15 protein-coding genes are annotated in these 13,646 nt (G+C 59.1%); 7 read left to right on the plus strand and 8 right to left on the minus strand.

The window, feature by feature from the left end; genetic code table 11:
* Positions 1-76: 76 nt before the first annotated feature.
* From BKD70_RS09935 to moaC, 7 genes are all read right to left on the minus strand, one after another.
* Entirely contained in the window at positions 77-661 is a 585-nt protein-coding gene (locus BKD70_RS09935) for a hypothetical protein (protein WP_139047486.1), read from the minus strand.
* Positions 662-747: 86 nt separating this feature from the next.
* Positions 748-1,788, minus strand: coding sequence for a hypothetical protein (locus BKD70_RS25330; protein WP_052892133.1), 1,041 nt, complete (start codon positions 1,786-1,788; stop codon positions 748-750).
* Between the two features lie 228 nt (positions 1,789-2,016).
* Positions 2,017-2,871, minus strand: coding sequence for a DUF4123 domain-containing protein (locus BKD70_RS09945; protein ID WP_052892132.1), 855 nt, complete (start codon positions 2,869-2,871; stop codon positions 2,017-2,019).
* A complete protein-coding gene (locus BKD70_RS09950; RefSeq protein ID WP_070415363.1) occupies positions 2,858-4,888 on the minus strand; it encodes a type VI secretion system tip protein VgrG in 2,031 nt (676 codons plus the stop codon). Before BKD70_RS09950 ends, BKD70_RS09945 begins: the two co-directional genes overlap by 14 nt.
* Before the next feature lie 120 nt (positions 4,889-5,008).
* Positions 5,009-5,458 carry a molybdopterin synthase catalytic subunit MoaE gene (moaE, locus tag BKD70_RS09955; protein ID WP_047273475.1) on the minus strand — a complete coding sequence of 150 codons (450 nt, stop codon included), beginning with the start codon at positions 5,456-5,458 and terminating at the stop codon, positions 5,009-5,011.
* Between the two features lie 2 nt (positions 5,459-5,460).
* The gene (locus BKD70_RS09960) at positions 5,461-5,706 is read right to left on the minus strand and encodes a MoaD/ThiS family protein (RefSeq protein WP_047273474.1); all 246 of its coding nucleotides are present in this window, start codon (positions 5,704-5,706) and stop codon (positions 5,461-5,463) included.
* A complete protein-coding gene (gene moaC / locus BKD70_RS09965) occupies positions 5,703-6,176 on the minus strand; it encodes a cyclic pyranopterin monophosphate synthase MoaC (RefSeq protein ID WP_047273473.1) in 474 nt (157 codons plus the stop codon). The genes BKD70_RS09960 and moaC overlap by 4 nt, the downstream gene beginning before the upstream one ends.
* Positions 6,177-6,376: 200 nt before the next feature.
* Here moaC and BKD70_RS09970 point away from each other — a divergent pair, with 200 nt between their 5' ends.
* From BKD70_RS09970 to ribD, 6 genes are all read left to right on the plus strand, one after another.
* Positions 6,377-6,823, plus strand: coding sequence for a DMT family transporter (locus tag BKD70_RS09970; RefSeq protein ID WP_047273472.1), 447 nt, complete (start codon positions 6,377-6,379; stop codon positions 6,821-6,823).
* Positions 6,824-6,914: 91 nt separating this feature from the next.
* Positions 6,915-7,652, plus strand: a complete 738-nt coding sequence (locus BKD70_RS09975) for a class I SAM-dependent methyltransferase (protein WP_047273471.1) — start codon at positions 6,915-6,917, stop codon at positions 7,650-7,652.
* Between the two features lie 92 nt (positions 7,653-7,744).
* Positions 7,745-8,695, plus strand: a complete 951-nt coding sequence (locus BKD70_RS09980; protein WP_047273478.1) for an SUMF1/EgtB/PvdO family nonheme iron enzyme — start codon at positions 7,745-7,747, stop codon at positions 8,693-8,695.
* A gap of 39 nt (positions 8,696-8,734) precedes the next feature.
* Complete coding sequence (gene ribA / locus BKD70_RS09985) at positions 8,735-9,334, plus strand: GTP cyclohydrolase II (protein ID WP_047273470.1); 600 nt, start codon at positions 8,735-8,737, stop codon at positions 9,332-9,334.
* 129 nt (positions 9,335-9,463) lie between these two features.
* On the plus strand, positions 9,464-11,164 hold the full coding sequence (locus tag BKD70_RS09990; RefSeq protein ID WP_047273469.1) for a WD40 repeat domain-containing protein: 1,701 nt from the start codon (positions 9,464-9,466) through the stop codon (positions 11,162-11,164).
* Positions 11,161-12,267 (plus strand): bifunctional diaminohydroxyphosphoribosylaminopyrimidine deaminase/5-amino-6-(5-phosphoribosylamino)uracil reductase RibD, encoded by a 1,107-nt coding sequence (gene ribD, locus BKD70_RS09995; RefSeq protein ID WP_047273468.1) that lies wholly within the window; start codon positions 11,161-11,163, stop codon positions 12,265-12,267. Before BKD70_RS09990 ends, ribD begins: the two co-directional genes overlap by 4 nt.
* Here ribD and BKD70_RS10000 read toward each other — a convergent pair.
* Entirely contained in the window at positions 12,246-13,172 is a 927-nt protein-coding gene (locus BKD70_RS10000; RefSeq protein WP_047273467.1) for a LysR family transcriptional regulator, read from the minus strand. The two genes, ribD and BKD70_RS10000, sit on opposite strands and share 22 nt — an antisense overlap.
* 47 nt (positions 13,173-13,219) lie before the next feature.
* On the opposite strand from BKD70_RS10000, the gene BKD70_RS10005 reads away from it, so the two are divergent.
* Positions 13,220-13,633 carry a VOC family protein gene (locus BKD70_RS10005; RefSeq protein WP_047273466.1) on the plus strand — a complete coding sequence of 138 codons (414 nt, stop codon included), beginning with the start codon at positions 13,220-13,222 and terminating at the stop codon, positions 13,631-13,633.
* Positions 13,634-13,646: the final 13 nt, after the last annotated feature.

Consider the following 13,646-nt stretch of genomic DNA (forward strand, 5'->3'; position numbering starts at 1 on the left):
AAAAAAAACCGGGCACCTGTGAAGGTGCCCGGTTTTTTTATTGCCTGCGAACAATCAATCAACCTCGCAGGCGCGTTTATTCAATGGGCATATCCATCACAAGTGACGACGTCACGATCAACAACACCCACATAACGCCCCCTCCGACTGCGCACACGCTTTCGCCAAGACTCAGTGCCTGGTTCTGTTTGCCTTGAAGGTCGTTGTGCAGAAAATTGATGGCCTTCTGAGCCCCTGCCAGTCCCCAGCAGCAGAGCGCCAACACCCCTGCGTGAAGCACAAACAGGAAGGGTTCCGGCTCCATCAACAGGGTGGCGTTCGAGACGATCCAAGCGGTAAACAGCACGATGGCGCGGGCGGTCGGAAACCACTCATAGTCGCGACCGGACTCAACGAGTGCGCACTGCACTTTGCTGAAGAGCGAAAAAACATACAACAAACCAATAGCACTTCTGAAGGCAGGCCACACATTATCGCCGGTCGAACGCTTGTACTGCCTCCACTGCAAATAGAACCAAATTATCAAGTACCACCCCATGGTGATGGCGTACATGAAGATGAACTTTTTGATCGAAATGACATGAAACTCGGCGGGCCTAACGCCCGCGAGTGCTGTGTCCTGTGCCATAGGGAAATTCCAGACGAATGAAAGCGGCGACATTGCTCCCTTCCACAGCGCCGAAACATCATCCTGTTCCGAGTTTCATGCAGGACAAATCTCAACCATATGAACGACTCAGTCGTTAATCAAACCCGATCCGGGACTTCAATATTGAAATACCCCAGCACGTTTATGCCCTTGCCATAGGCCTCGCGCATCTGCGCACTTTTTTGCAGCAACTCGGCGCTGGGCTTGGCATGGTGTTTCGGGGGGAGTGATGTCGACCATTCAACAATGGACTTCGGAAACGTCGCCTTGGGCCGCGTTTTTAGCCATTGAGCCAGTCGGCAGGGCAAGGTCCAGCCGCTACACCACTGAACCATCAAAAATCCAAAGCAGTACGCCAGCGCCGAGTGGGTGTCGCGGTATACCCGGCGGCACTGATGGAAGTGGGCAACCGTGCCGGGGGTGCATGCTTCATCCGTCAACAACGTGTCCCGCATCCCCCGCAGCTGCCCTTCTTCCATATAAACCCGCAGTGCTTCCCACTCGCTGATCGCCAGTTTCAGGTTATCCCTGGGAATGCTCATCCATTCCAGAGCGCCACTGGCGCGGTCATGCAATCCGATCATCAACGAAGCAGTCACCTTTATGTGTTCATTGACCGTCCGGCTGAACGTAACCCCGGCAACCACTTCCTCCCACGGCACGATAAACGGCGGCTGGCCATGTTTGGGCGCATACGCCACTTCGCGGCGCTGGCGATTAAAACGCATGCAGGGATGAGTCATATCGCGTTTGACCCACTTATAGAGAAACATCCCGACGGCGATCAACAGGAACCCTGCACCCCCCAGCACATAGGCATTGTTAACGTTATCGATCAGCACACGCCTGAAATCATGCCCTTGGGCGTAAGCGCCCAAAGAAATAATCACATTCAAAATCGTAAAAATTAAAGCCACACTCACTAAGAATCCCGCAGCCAGTCGAAACTCAAACTCGAAATTACGGACTCCAGGTCCCACATCTATAAACACATCACTCGTGTGTCGATTTATCTTCTGAATACTAAAGGGCGTAAACCCCGTGGGAACCGGCTTGGGCGCTAGAAACAACATTTCACAATCAGCGGCTTTAGCATGGTCGCCCGCGCGCGGTGTGTGCTCATATCGATCTTCATTCATTTAAATCACCCTTTTTGATTGCTGCCGCAGGCCCTCACGTCATGACGAGCCGGTACTCCAAACCGGAGGGTTAACCCTGCGACTTGGCTCTCTACCCCATAAACCTCCAGCGCCTTCGCCGCCTGTTTGAACCCTTGTTGTTTAATCTCGGGATGCCCTGTCGCCTTCACCCAACAGGGGACATAGGCCATCCAGGACCAAGGGTATGGGCTTTATCTCGCCCTGCGCTCATGCCGTGAGGTCCTCAGCGGCGTGTGTAATGCGCTGGGCAGGCGTGAGCGAGGACGGTCGGGTCAGCAATTCGACGATGTCGGGGTGCTGTGTCACCCCGTCATGCCCTAATAACACTTGCACGTTGGCGTACAGGCAGATGTCGTGTTCGCTGCTGAATCCCAACCCATACGCCTCCTCGGTGATTTGGCGAATCCACGCCCAGCGCGCTGGCGCGTCCTGACCGATCGGCGCATGCGGGAATGCTCCACGCACGTGCTGATGCAGGTTGATCCAGGTAGACCGCAGACGAACCTCATCAAGCAAGGCCACCTGGCGATCACACAGCGCATACGGTTGAGGCCCCAAGGGCTGAGGCAGATCACCGTTGCGCACATGGTGGTGCCACGCCTCGCTGACCACATCCGGCAGCACCACCTGCTCCATCGGGCCGAACATGTGTGGCGTGTGCGCGCTGGCGGCATGGGTGAGCAAGGCGTGCATCACGGCGGGGTCAGCCACCCGCAACCAGACATTCGGCCCTTGCGGGTACTGCGCATTGAGCAGCGCGCGCAAATGACAGATGACCTCATAGGCGCTGGCCTGGCTGAAAATCAGGTAGCCCCATTCTTCAGCAATCTGCTTGAAATAAGGCTGCAAGCCTGGCGTTTGCAGGCCGTTGAGCGTAACCAGGCAGGGAGAGACGGCATTGCAGGACGCCAGCGGTGTGTTGGCATACAACAGCTGGAAATCCGGCGCGTCGAACCACTCGTGCAACCGGACGCGCAGGTTGCTCACACTGATACCGTCCAGAAACAAATAGGCATTGCGCTGCCAGGGCAGGTCGCGAGGCAAGGCGTCAGGCGTCAGCATGAGCGCCTCCCACTGCAACGGTCTTTTTTAAGGTTTCGCACTGCGGACACGCTGGTGCCTTGAGGCTCAATGCCTGTATCTGGGTCGCCGGGTCCAGCTCAACACTGTGCAAGACCTCCACCGCGCCCGGTGTTAACGGCATCGCCGGCGTGCCCGGTATTGGCACGCCTCCCAGCTGGATGGGCGAACTGCAATAAATCCCCGCCGCACTGATGACGATATGTTGCCCGCCCGCCTTCAGCGTCAGCGCTGCGCCCGCTTCCAGCACCACCATGGCGCCCGCCTTGAGGTGTATTTCCTGCCCGGCTTCGGCCAGCACGCTCTGTCCGGCACGGGTATGGGCGCTGGTTGCAACGTGCAGATGATCGCTGCCCAGGATCTGCACTTTGCGGTCCGCGCTGACGGTGCGCTGTTCTTCGGCCTGGAGCACGCTGATGCTGTTGCCGGTCACGGTTTCGCTGCGCTGACCGTCGACCTGCAAGCGGCTGTCGTGTTTGATGTGTTGCTCAAGGTCACGCTGCGCATGCAGGTAGATCAGCTCCTGGCCTTGGCGGTCTTCAATGCGCAGTTCGTTGTAACCGTTGCCGCCGGGGGTGCTGCGGCTGCGGAACACGCTTTGGCTCTTGTTGGCTGGCAAGTCCAGCGGTAACGGGTTGAGGCTGTTGGCCAGGCACCCGGAAATGATCGGGCAGTCCGGGTCGCCGTTGACGAAGTCCACCAGCACTTCCATGCCGACCCGCGGCACGCTGACGCCGCCATAGCGCGCCCCCGCCCAGCTTGACGAAACCCGTAGCCAGCAACTGCTGCGTTCATCGGTGACGGGGCTGCGGTCCCAATGGAATTTGACCCGCACCCGGCCATACGGGTCGCAATGGATTTCTTCGCCCGCCGGGCCGGTGACGCGGGCGGTCTGGCTGCCGAAAATGCGCGGCTTTTCGTACACCGTCGGGGCCCGAAAGGTGCCGATCTCCGGCGTTCCTTCAAAAGTGTTGCGATAGCCCTGAAACCCTTCGTCGGCGGCGGGCGCCGCTTCTTCCAGCACTTGCGGCTGGTGGCCTTCATGCCGCACGCGGGTCAGCAGCCACTGCGCGTTGTTTGCAGGGGTCGGGTGCTCGCTGAGGGTCAGAAAATGCCCGCTGAGCAAGGCGGGCTGATCGCTCTGGCCGCTGACCACGCAGTGTTGGGCCTGATGGCGCTCCAGCGTGCGCAGGCTATGACGCAGGCCTTCTTGATCGCGGGTGAAGCGGCCGGGATAGGTGTAGCGTTCCAGCGGGCGCATGCTGGAGGGCGACTGGCTGTCTGCCTCAAGGGTGCGCCCGGCTTTATCGAAGTCGTAATCGCGGGTAAACGTGCGGTTGGTGCAGGCTTGCAGGCTCATCTGAAAATCATGGACGACAGGGCCTTGCGCAACCAGGCCACTGCCCGGCACGTAAGGTGTGGGCGCTTTGAGCGGGGTAAAGGCCTGTTGTTTATCCCCGAATACCAGCTCATGCCTGTCGGGCGAATGCCTGAAGTAATAGTGAAAACCTTCCTCAAAACACAGCCGCTGGATGAAGTGCAGGTCCGACTCGCCGTATTGCACGCAATAGTCGCGAGGCGGGTACTCCGAGAACCCGGCAAAGCTATAGACGTCACTGAGCAGGCCGTGCTCTTCAAGCACCTGCTGGATGATCTGCTGCACGCTCAGGTGCTGGAAAATCCGGTGGTTGGTGCGATGCGCGAGGTACGCAAGGCTTGGGACCAGGGTCAGGCGGTAATGGGTCAGGCGCTTGCCGGTACTGGCGCGAGTGATGCGCTCAATCTGGCCATGAATGCCGTGACCGGGGCCAAACGAGAGCCAGGCGGGTTGGTGCAAGAGGGTTTCGAGGTCAAGACTGGGCCGTTCACTGACCAGTTGAAGGTCAAAGGAAAACGGCTCGCTGATGGCCTCTTCGCCTTTGAATGCCAGCACCGAAAAGGGCTGGTCACTGCCCATGAGGGTCAGCTGGAAGCGGGTTTGGCGGCTAACGGTGGACATCCTTGGTTCCTCAGAAACTGAGGACGGGACGCTACAGGATTAGCTTAGGAATCACGTGTCAGACGATTCGGAATGTTTTAAAAGAAACGGGATCGGCCGGTGAATGACCGCCCCCCTACCCTACGTCCAGCGATCAGCCGCTGCGTGATCGCTGGCGCGTCCCTCCACCCAGCGCGGGCCGTCGGGGGTGTGTTCCTTTTTCCAGAACGGCGCCCGGGTTTTCAGGTAGTCCATCACAAAGGCACACGCGTCGAACGCCGCTTGCCGATGGGCGCTGGCGACGCCCACAAAGACGATGGGCTCTCCCGGTTGCAAGGCGCCCACGCGGTGCAGCACTTCAAGTTTGAGCAACGGCCAACGCTGCTCGGCCTCGATGACGATCTTGCCCAGCGCTTTTTCAGTCATGCCGGGGTAATGCTCCAGAAACATGCCCGCCACGTCGCGACCGTCGTTGAAGTCGCGCACATAGCCAACAAAGCTGACCACGGCGCCCACGCCTGCGTTGGCGGCATGCAGGGCGTTGACCTCAACGCCAGGGTCGAACGCCTCTGTCTGGACGCGAATGGCCATGTTCAGCCTCCCGTAACCGGCGGAAAGAACGCAACGTCGTCGCCGTCTGCCAAGGGTTCATCGAGTTTGCACAGGTCTTGGTTACGCGCACACATCAGGTTGGGCTCAGCCAGTACGTCCCACGCGTTGCCACGTTGCAACAGGTGCGAGCGCAGCTCAGCAATGGATGAAAAAACGCCTTCGACCTGCTCGCTGTCCCGCCCCAAGGCTTCACGGTAACGGGCGAAATACATGACGTTGAGCTTCATGACGCATCGGCCTTGAAATGCCCGCTCTTGCCGCCACGCTTCTCCAGCACGCGCACGCTTTCGATGGTCATGCCGCGGTCGACGGCCTTGCACATGTCATACACGGTCAGTGCCGCAACGCTGGCGGCGGTCAAGGCTTCCATCTCGACGCCGGTCTGCCCGGAAAGCTTGCAACGCGCCACGATCAACACGGCATCGGAGCCCTGCGCGCTGAGTTCGACCTTGACGCCGGTCAGCATCAACGGATGGCACAGGGGAATCAGGTCAGAGGTTTTCTTGGCCGCTTGAATGCCAGCAATGCGCGCCACGGCGAAAACGTCGCCCTTGGGGTGGCCGCCACTGACGATCATGTCCAGCGTTTCGGGGCGCATGCGCACCACGGCCTGGGCCGCCGCCTCGCGAAAGGTCACGGCTTTGTCGGTGACATCCACCATGTGGGCACGGCCTTGTGAATCCAAATGAGTCAGCACTGGGTTACTCCCTTCAAGTGCGGCGATTGTAAACCCGCCTCTGCTGCATGCGCACCCTCGATCGCCCAGCAGCCTCAATGCCTTATGGCTCAAGGCCTGTAGCCAGGCGATCCACCTCGCGAATATCGCGCATTAGAACAAAGAATTGGCCCTGTTTTTATATTCGCCGTACAAGATTAAAAAAAAGGACGGCACGCACCATGAGTTTATTTGTATCCATTGTCTTGAGTTTATTGGCGGGTTTTGCAGTGCCCTTGCAAGCAGGCACTAACGCCAAACTGGGCGTGTTATTAGGACATCCCTTATGGGCCACTGCCGTGTCTTTGGTGGTCAGTTGTATTGCCGTGATGGTGGTCATGCTGATTTTTAAAGTACCTCGTCCCAATATTGCCGCCCTGCAAGCAGGTCCCTGGTGGATCTGGTTTGGCGGCATTGCCGGTGTGTTGTATATCACCGCCGCCCTGATATTGGTGCCGCGACTGGGTGCACTCAACTTCATCATGGCCGTGATTATCGGCCAGTTGACCATCTCGGTCATTATTGATTACTTCGGGTTAGTGGGCTTACCCAAACAACCCCTCAATCTGCAAAAGATCATTGGCGTCAGTGTGGTACTGGCCGGTTTTTTAATTGCGGTACGCAGTTAATCCGCGACGCGTTTAAAGGCAACAACTTCACCCACCGGCCTTTATCAGGGGTCGGCATTTAATAACAGCAATCACACTTAATAGGTGAGCAATGAGTTCTTTTACCGCTTATGACGCCATTGGCGATCGCTTTGAAGTCTTCACCGACACCGCATCGCAACGTTCCGTTGAAACCGAAACGTTCTTTCATATGGTGGGTGATGTGAAAGGCAAGTCCGTTTTGGACCTGGCCTGCGGTTATGGGTATTTCGGCCGCGAGCTGTACCGTCAGGGCGCGGCGCGGGTGGTGGGGGTTGATATCTCGCCGTCGATGATCGAGCTGGCACGCAAGGAGTCGGCCCGCAACAACGAGGCCATTGAGTTTCACGTGGCCAACGTCTGCGAGATGCCGGTGATGGGCCAATTTGAACGCGTGACCGCTGCCTGGCTGTTCAACTACGCCCAGTCGCCCGCCGAATTGGAAGCGATGTTCTACACCGTTGCGCAAAACCTGCAGCCCGGCGGCAAGCTGATTGCCTACACCGTCGACCCCAGTTTCCGCCTTGAAGACGGCAACTTCACCAAGTACGGCGTACACGTCAAAAGCGAAAACCCTCACGAAGGCGGATTCCGCTGCCCTTCAGAATTTGTCACCACGCCACCCAGCGAATTCACTTTTTACCGCTGGAGCCACGAAGACTACGAGCGGGCCATCCGCAAGGCGGGGTTCAGCGACTATCACTGGCAACGCCCGTTGATCTCCAAAACCAATCGCCAGAAATTCCCGGAAGGCTATTGGGGTGACTTTGAGCGCAACTGTTTGCAAACCGGCCTGGTCTGCACCCTCTGACACCTTTTGCATCTGTAGTGGAGTTCGACGTGTCAAACACATCCAAGGCGTTTCCCCACTGGCCGGTATTTGACGGCCCGCTGACCGCGCACATGACTGACCGCCAATTAATGGGGCTCGAAGAGCACTTCCAGCCGGGCCTCAACCTGGCCTTGCCGCTGGCTGAGTGGCAGCAATTGACTCAAGCGCCAGCCAGCCTGCTGACGCGGCGCGTGGAAGACCCGCACGCCGCGCTGCCGATCCGCCTGGCGGCAGGCCGCTACCTGGCCGAGACCCTGGACCCGCGTCTGGATGTGCTTAACCCGCCGATGATCCGCATCGAAGGTGGCTGGATTGAAACCGGGCTGGATGAAGCCAGGGTCGACAGTGTCATGGACAGGATGCAAGGGCTGGGGCTGGACCGCAGCTGGATCGAAAAGGAAGTGCCGCGCCACACGGTGCAGCTTCAACCCTATGCCATCGGCAAATACCCGGTCACTAATCTGGAATACAAAGCTTTTCTCGAAGATTCGCTGGAGCCGCGCATTCCGACCAACTGGGCATTTGGGCAATTCCCGGTGGAACGTTCGAACCATCCGGTCTACGGCCTGAGCGCAGAAGACGCCGACGCTTACGTGGCCTGGCTGAGCCTGCGCTCGGGGCGCGCCTTCCGCTTGCCCACTGAAGCGCAATGGGAATACGCGGCGGCCGGGCCGGAGAACCTTGAGTTTCCGTGGGGTGAGCGCTTTTTGCCGGAACACGCCAATACCGCCGAAATGGGCATTTTCAACACCACCCCAGTGGGCATGTTCCCCCTGGGCGCCTCGCCCTTCGGCTGCATGGACATGGCGGGCAACGTTGAAGAATACGTGGCCGACGACTATGCCCCCTACCCCGGCGGACACGCCATCAGCGATGACCTGGTCACCGTGGTAGGCAACCACCGCATCGCACGGGGCGGCAGCTTTACACGGTTTCGCGACCTGGCCCGCAACTGCCGTCGGCATGGCAAATACCCGCGCGAAATCTATGTCATGGGCTTCAGGCTCGCTGAAACGCTGTAACCCCAACTAATAAAAATCCGTTAATAGGAAAGGAATTCTATGAACCCGCTGCGCGTTAGAAACCAGGTAGATATCCACCTGAATGAATCGGGTATCCCCGGTACGTTTTACAGCTTTACGGGGCTGGAAGCCGACAAGGAACATATCGTTATCAAACTGGGTCCGGCGTCGATCAATAGTCCTTTGGTGCGTTTGCACTCTGAATGCCTGACCGGAGATGTCTTCAGTTCCCAACGCTGTGATTGCGGCCCGCAATTGTCCGAGTCCATCGAGCGCATGCACGAAGAAGGCGGTTATTTGATTTACCTGCGCCAGGAAGGCCGCGGGATTGGCTTATATGCCAAGTTGGATGCCTATCGCCTGCAAGACACTGGCATGGATACCTTTGAAGCCAATCAACATTTGAACTTTGGTGAAGATGATCGCGACTTCACGGAAGCAGCCCATATGTTGAAAGCACTGGGGGTGCAACATTGCCGGGTCATTACCAATAACCCGGACAAAGTAATCGCCCTGCAAAACAACGGCGTGCAGGTGGACGACGTGATCCCGACCGGGGTGTTTTTGACCCGGCACAACCGGCCTTATTTACAAGCCAAGATCAATAAAAAGAATCACCACATCAACTTGTTCAAATAAGTCCGTCCATTAAATACCCGCAAGTTCTTTGCAGGGGCCCCGTTATTTATCGTCTGTGGCAGCCCTTGCAAACAATCGGTTTTTAACGGCACGGCATGACGCACTTTTACCTATTCAGGATGAATACACATGAAGCACTTCGGCCCGATCAGCGGTATTGCCACGTTTAAAGATTTCTATGTCGCCACTGCCGGTTATGACAATCAGGTCATTTTGTGGGATGCCACCACCAAAACCCCGATTCAGCGCGTGGTGCATGACCACCTGGCCAACCAGTGCGCGTTCAACCCCACCGGCACCCTGCTGGTCAGCGCCAGCAGTGACTACACCGCGCGCGTCTGGGAAGTGCCGAGCCTGCGCATGAAAGCAGTGCTGATCGGCCACGATGACGACATCGAAATGGCCGCGTTCTCGCCTGACGGACAAACCATCGCCACCTGCTCACGCGACCATACGCTGCGTCTGTTCGACCTCAATGGCCGCACCCTGCGCATCCTCGAAGGCCACACCGCCGATGTTATTTCAGTGTGCTGGGCCGCTGACGGCGCCACGCTGGTTTCAAGCAGCGACGACGGTTCGATCCGCCGCTGGGACGCCATGACCGGCGCACAACTGGAAATCATTGACCTGGGCGGGGTTGAAACCGACACCGTGGCCCTGTCGCGCGACGGCATCATTTTCGCCGGTGACGACGAGGGCAAAATCTCACTGATCAGCGCCCAGGGCACGTTCCTGCAACCGGCTCACACCGCAGGTATCAAGCGCATCATCTGGGACGACGCCCAGCGTCTGTTGATCAGCCTCAGCTATGACCGCTCCGTGATGCTCTGGCACCTGAACAGCCAGAACCGTCTGGAAAAAACCGCCGAAACCTCACTGCCCAGCATCATCTGGCCACGCAGCTGCGCCCTGCTCGGCACAGACCGTATTGCGTTCGTGACCTTCGGCTCATGCTATGCCACCTGGAACTTCCGCACCCAGATCTGGGACCTGGACGGCATCGAACCAGCCATCAGCCTCAACGCCGTGGCCTTGGTCAACGATGACATTTTCAGCATCGGGGATGCGGGCATCCTGCACGTCAACGGCGTGGCCAACACCCAGGCCGGCAGCCTGTGCAACTTCCTGCTGCCGTTCGGCGACAGCGTACTCACCGGCGGCCAGATGGGCACGGTGTTCGACGCCCGTACCGGACAGGCCCTGTACCAGCACCGCTCGCCCCTGAACTGCGGCACCACGTTCATCAAAGACGGCCAGTTGCACGCGGCCATCGGCACGTACACCGGTGAAGCGCTGATATTCAAACTGGATCATCAGCAGCCCGTCTTCCTCACGGAAGTGGCCATGCACGACAACGCCATCAAAGGCATTGCCGCTGACGAAACCTATATCTTCAGCGTGTGTGCCACCGCAGCAGCGGCGTTCTTCACGATTGACGATTTCACCGAACACACCTATCTGGACAAGGCGCACGACCGCATCTCCAACGGCTGCACGCAAATTGAGGGCGGATTCGCCAGCATCGGCCGCGACCTCAAGCTGCGCCTGTGGCGCAATGGCGAAAGTGAAGTCTTCGAAACCCCGCACAACCATTCAATCAAGTGCATCGCCGTGTCCAAGGACCAAAACCTGATCGCCACCGGCAGCTATGGCGGCACTGTGGCCCTGTTCGATGTACGCACCGGCCTTTGGGAGAAGTTCGAGAAGCCGACCGCCAGCGGCATTTCCTGCCTGACCCAGGCGGCCAACGGCAACGGCTTTTTGGCCAGCGCCTACGACGGTCGCATTTACCCGATCACGGCGCGTGCAGGCAGGCCACTGCTGTCATGACCTATTTCACCGAAGTCGACTTTCAGCACATGCAACACGCGCTGTCGTTGGCTGAGCGTGGCAGCCACTCCACCTGGCCCAACCCTCGGGTGGGCTGTGTGATCGCTCACGGCAATTGCGTCGTGGGCGAGGGTTGGCACCGGCGGGCGGGCGGGCCGCATGCCGAGGTGTTCGCCTTGCGCCAGGCAGGCGCCCTGGCCAAGGGGGCCACCGCCTACGTGACGCTGGAACCGTGCAGCCACATCGGCCGCACGGGGGCCTGTCATCAGGCCTTGATCGAAAGCGGTGTCAGCCGAGTGATCGTGGCCCTTGAAGACCCGTTCAAACAGGTCAATGGCCAAGGAATTGCCGCGTTGAGGGCCGCCGGGGTCGAGGTCAAGGTGGGGCTGATGCGCGAAGCGGCGAGTGAGTTGAATCGCGGTTTTCTGTCGAGCATTCAGCGCCAGCGCCCTTGGGTGCAACTGAAAATGGGCATGAGCCTGGACGGGCGCACGGCGCTGAGCAACGGCCGCTCGCAATGGATCACCGGGCCCAAGGCGCGTGCCGATGTGCAGCAATGGCGGGCCCGCAGTGCCGCCATCATCACGGGCAGCGGCACCGTGCTGGGGGATGACCCGCTGCTCACGGTGCGCCAGCTTTCCTCGCCCGAAGCCGTCGCGCCGCTGCGCGTGGTGCTGGACAGCGCCGCCCGAGTCCCGGCCAGTGCGCAGGTGTTTAACAGCAGCGCCCCGAGCCTGCACGTGGTGCGCCACGACACGCCTCTGCCCGCGAATCAGACCACCGAAGTGCTGCGCGTCGACGGCGATATCTACGGGCTCGACCTGCATGAACTGTTGAGCCAGCTCAGCCAGCGCGGGTTGCACGACGTAATGGTCGAGGCCGGTCCGACCCTGGCCGGGGCATTTCTCAAAGCCGGTCTGGTGGACGAGGTGTTGGTCTACATGGCACCCAAACTGCTGGGCGATCTGGCCCGGCCGCTGGTGCACATGCCGGAGCTGGTGCACCTCAAGCAAGCGCTGGACTTCACCCTGTTCGATGTCACGCAACTGGGTCAGGACTTGCGTTTACGCCTGCGCCCGGCTCAGGTCACGGGGGCTGCATGACCGACCACCTGCCGCACTTGCTCGCGCAGCCACCTATGCGCCGGGTCTTCGCCGAAACGGTTGTGCCAGAGCTGCACAAACGGGAACGGCGGAATCGGCAACGGCGGGCTGAGGCTGACCAGTTCTTCATCCAGCAACGCGTTATCCAGCGTACGGGTGGCCACGGTGAGGATCAGGTCGGTGTTGCTGATCATGCTCGGGGCGGTCCGCCAGTGCGGGACACTGACCGCGATGCGGCGCTGCAAGCCTTCGTCACGCAGCAGGCGGTCGATTTCACCGTTCGAACAACCGTCCACCGACACCGAAATGTGCGGGCGCAACAGGTAATTGTCCAAATCCAGCTGGCCGTTGGCCGGCAAGGTGCTGCGATCCAGCAGACAGGAGAAGGTTTCTTCAAACAGCACTTCGCTGGAGATGTCCGCGCTGAGGTTGGGGAACACCCCCAACGCCAGGTCGATCTTGCCTTGGGCAATCTGTTCGAGCATGCCGTGGCGGCTGTCCTGGGTCACGACCAGCGTGGTGTTCGGCGCCTCGGCGCGCAGTTGCCGCAACAGCTTGGGCAACACGATCGCCGCGCCGTAATCAGACATCGCCAGGCGGAAGGTGCGGTGAGAATTGGCGGGCACAAAGTCAATCGACTTACCGAGCAGGATTTCAATCTGGCTGAGGATTTCCTTGAGCGGCGCCTGCAGGTTTTGCGCCAGGGCACTGAGTACCACTTCGCTGCCCTGACGGATCAGGATCGGGTCGTCGAGCAACACCCGCAACTTGCTCAGAGAGTGGCTGATGGCCGGCTGACTCAAATGCAGCCGGGCCCCGGTGCGGGTGACGTGCTTTTCGGTCAGCAGCGCGTCGAGCACCACTAACAGGTTCAAATCAATATTGCGCAGTAAAACCATGACCATCCTGTCATTCACAAATCCGGGATTACCTTCCCGATACGGAGCGCCCCATGCTTCAACTCAAACGGATAATTGAAACCGCTCTTTACGTGAAAGATCTTACAGCAGCAAAAGATTTTTACTACAAAACCCTTCATTTGGAGGTCATGGTCGAAAGCGATGTGCTGGTCGCGTTTAACGTCGGCGACCTCAACACGCTTCTGTTGTTTAAACGCGGGGCGTCCCTTGAAACCAAATACCTGAGCGGCGGCGAAATCCCACCGCACGATGCCCACGGCCGGATTCACGTGTGCTTCGCCATCGACGCCGACGACATGCCCGCCTGGCAGCAAAAACTGGACGACAGCGGTGTGGCCATCGAAGGCCGCACGCAATGGCCCAAAGGCGGTTCCAGTGTGTATTTCCGCGACCCCGACCATAACCTCGTCGAATTGCTCACGCCGGGCTGTTGGCCGATTTACTGATTGCCTCTTTAAG

Source organism: Pseudomonas sp. BS-2016 (assembly GCF_001806145.1).
In the GTDB taxonomy this organism is placed as follows: Bacteria; Pseudomonadota; Gammaproteobacteria; order Pseudomonadales; family Pseudomonadaceae; genus Aquipseudomonas; species Aquipseudomonas lundensis.

Bases quoted from the DNA above. Each gene is read 5' to 3' on its own strand.
- BKD70_RS10005 (WP_047273466.1), top strand. From the start codon at position 13,220: ATGCTTCAACTCAAACGGATAATTGAAACCGCTCTTTACGTGAAAGAT.
- BKD70_RS09980 (WP_047273478.1), top strand. From the start codon at position 7,745: ATGACTGACCGCCAATTAATGGGGCTCGAAGAGCACTTCCAGCCGGGC.
- BKD70_RS09950 (WP_070415363.1), bottom strand. From the start codon at position 4,888: ATGTCCACCGTTAGCCGCCAAACCCGCTTCCAGCTGACCCTCATGGGC.
- ribD (WP_047273468.1), top strand. From the start codon at position 11,161: ATGACCTATTTCACCGAAGTCGACTTTCAGCACATGCAACACGCGCTG.
- BKD70_RS09970 (WP_047273472.1), top strand. From the start codon at position 6,377: ATGAGTTTATTTGTATCCATTGTCTTGAGTTTATTGGCGGGTTTTGCA.
- BKD70_RS09960 (WP_047273474.1), bottom strand. From the start codon at position 5,706: ATGAAGCTCAACGTCATGTATTTCGCCCGTTACCGTGAAGCCTTGGGG.
- BKD70_RS09935 (WP_139047486.1), bottom strand. From the start codon at position 661: ATGTCGCCGCTTTCATTCGTCTGGAATTTCCCTATGGCACAGGACACA.
- ribA (WP_047273470.1), top strand. From the start codon at position 8,735: ATGAACCCGCTGCGCGTTAGAAACCAGGTAGATATCCACCTGAATGAA.
- BKD70_RS09975 (WP_047273471.1), top strand. From the start codon at position 6,915: ATGAGTTCTTTTACCGCTTATGACGCCATTGGCGATCGCTTTGAAGTC.
- BKD70_RS09990 (WP_047273469.1), top strand. From the start codon at position 9,464: ATGAAGCACTTCGGCCCGATCAGCGGTATTGCCACGTTTAAAGATTTC.
- BKD70_RS10000 (WP_047273467.1), bottom strand. From the start codon at position 13,172: ATGGTCATGGTTTTACTGCGCAATATTGATTTGAACCTGTTAGTGGTG.
- moaE (WP_047273475.1), bottom strand. From the start codon at position 5,458: ATGGCCATTCGCGTCCAGACAGAGGCGTTCGACCCTGGCGTTGAGGTC.
- BKD70_RS09945 (WP_052892132.1), bottom strand. From the start codon at position 2,871: ATGCTGACGCCTGACGCCTTGCCTCGCGACCTGCCCTGGCAGCGCAAT.
- BKD70_RS25330 (WP_052892133.1), bottom strand. From the start codon at position 1,788: ATGAATGAAGATCGATATGAGCACACACCGCGCGCGGGCGACCATGCT.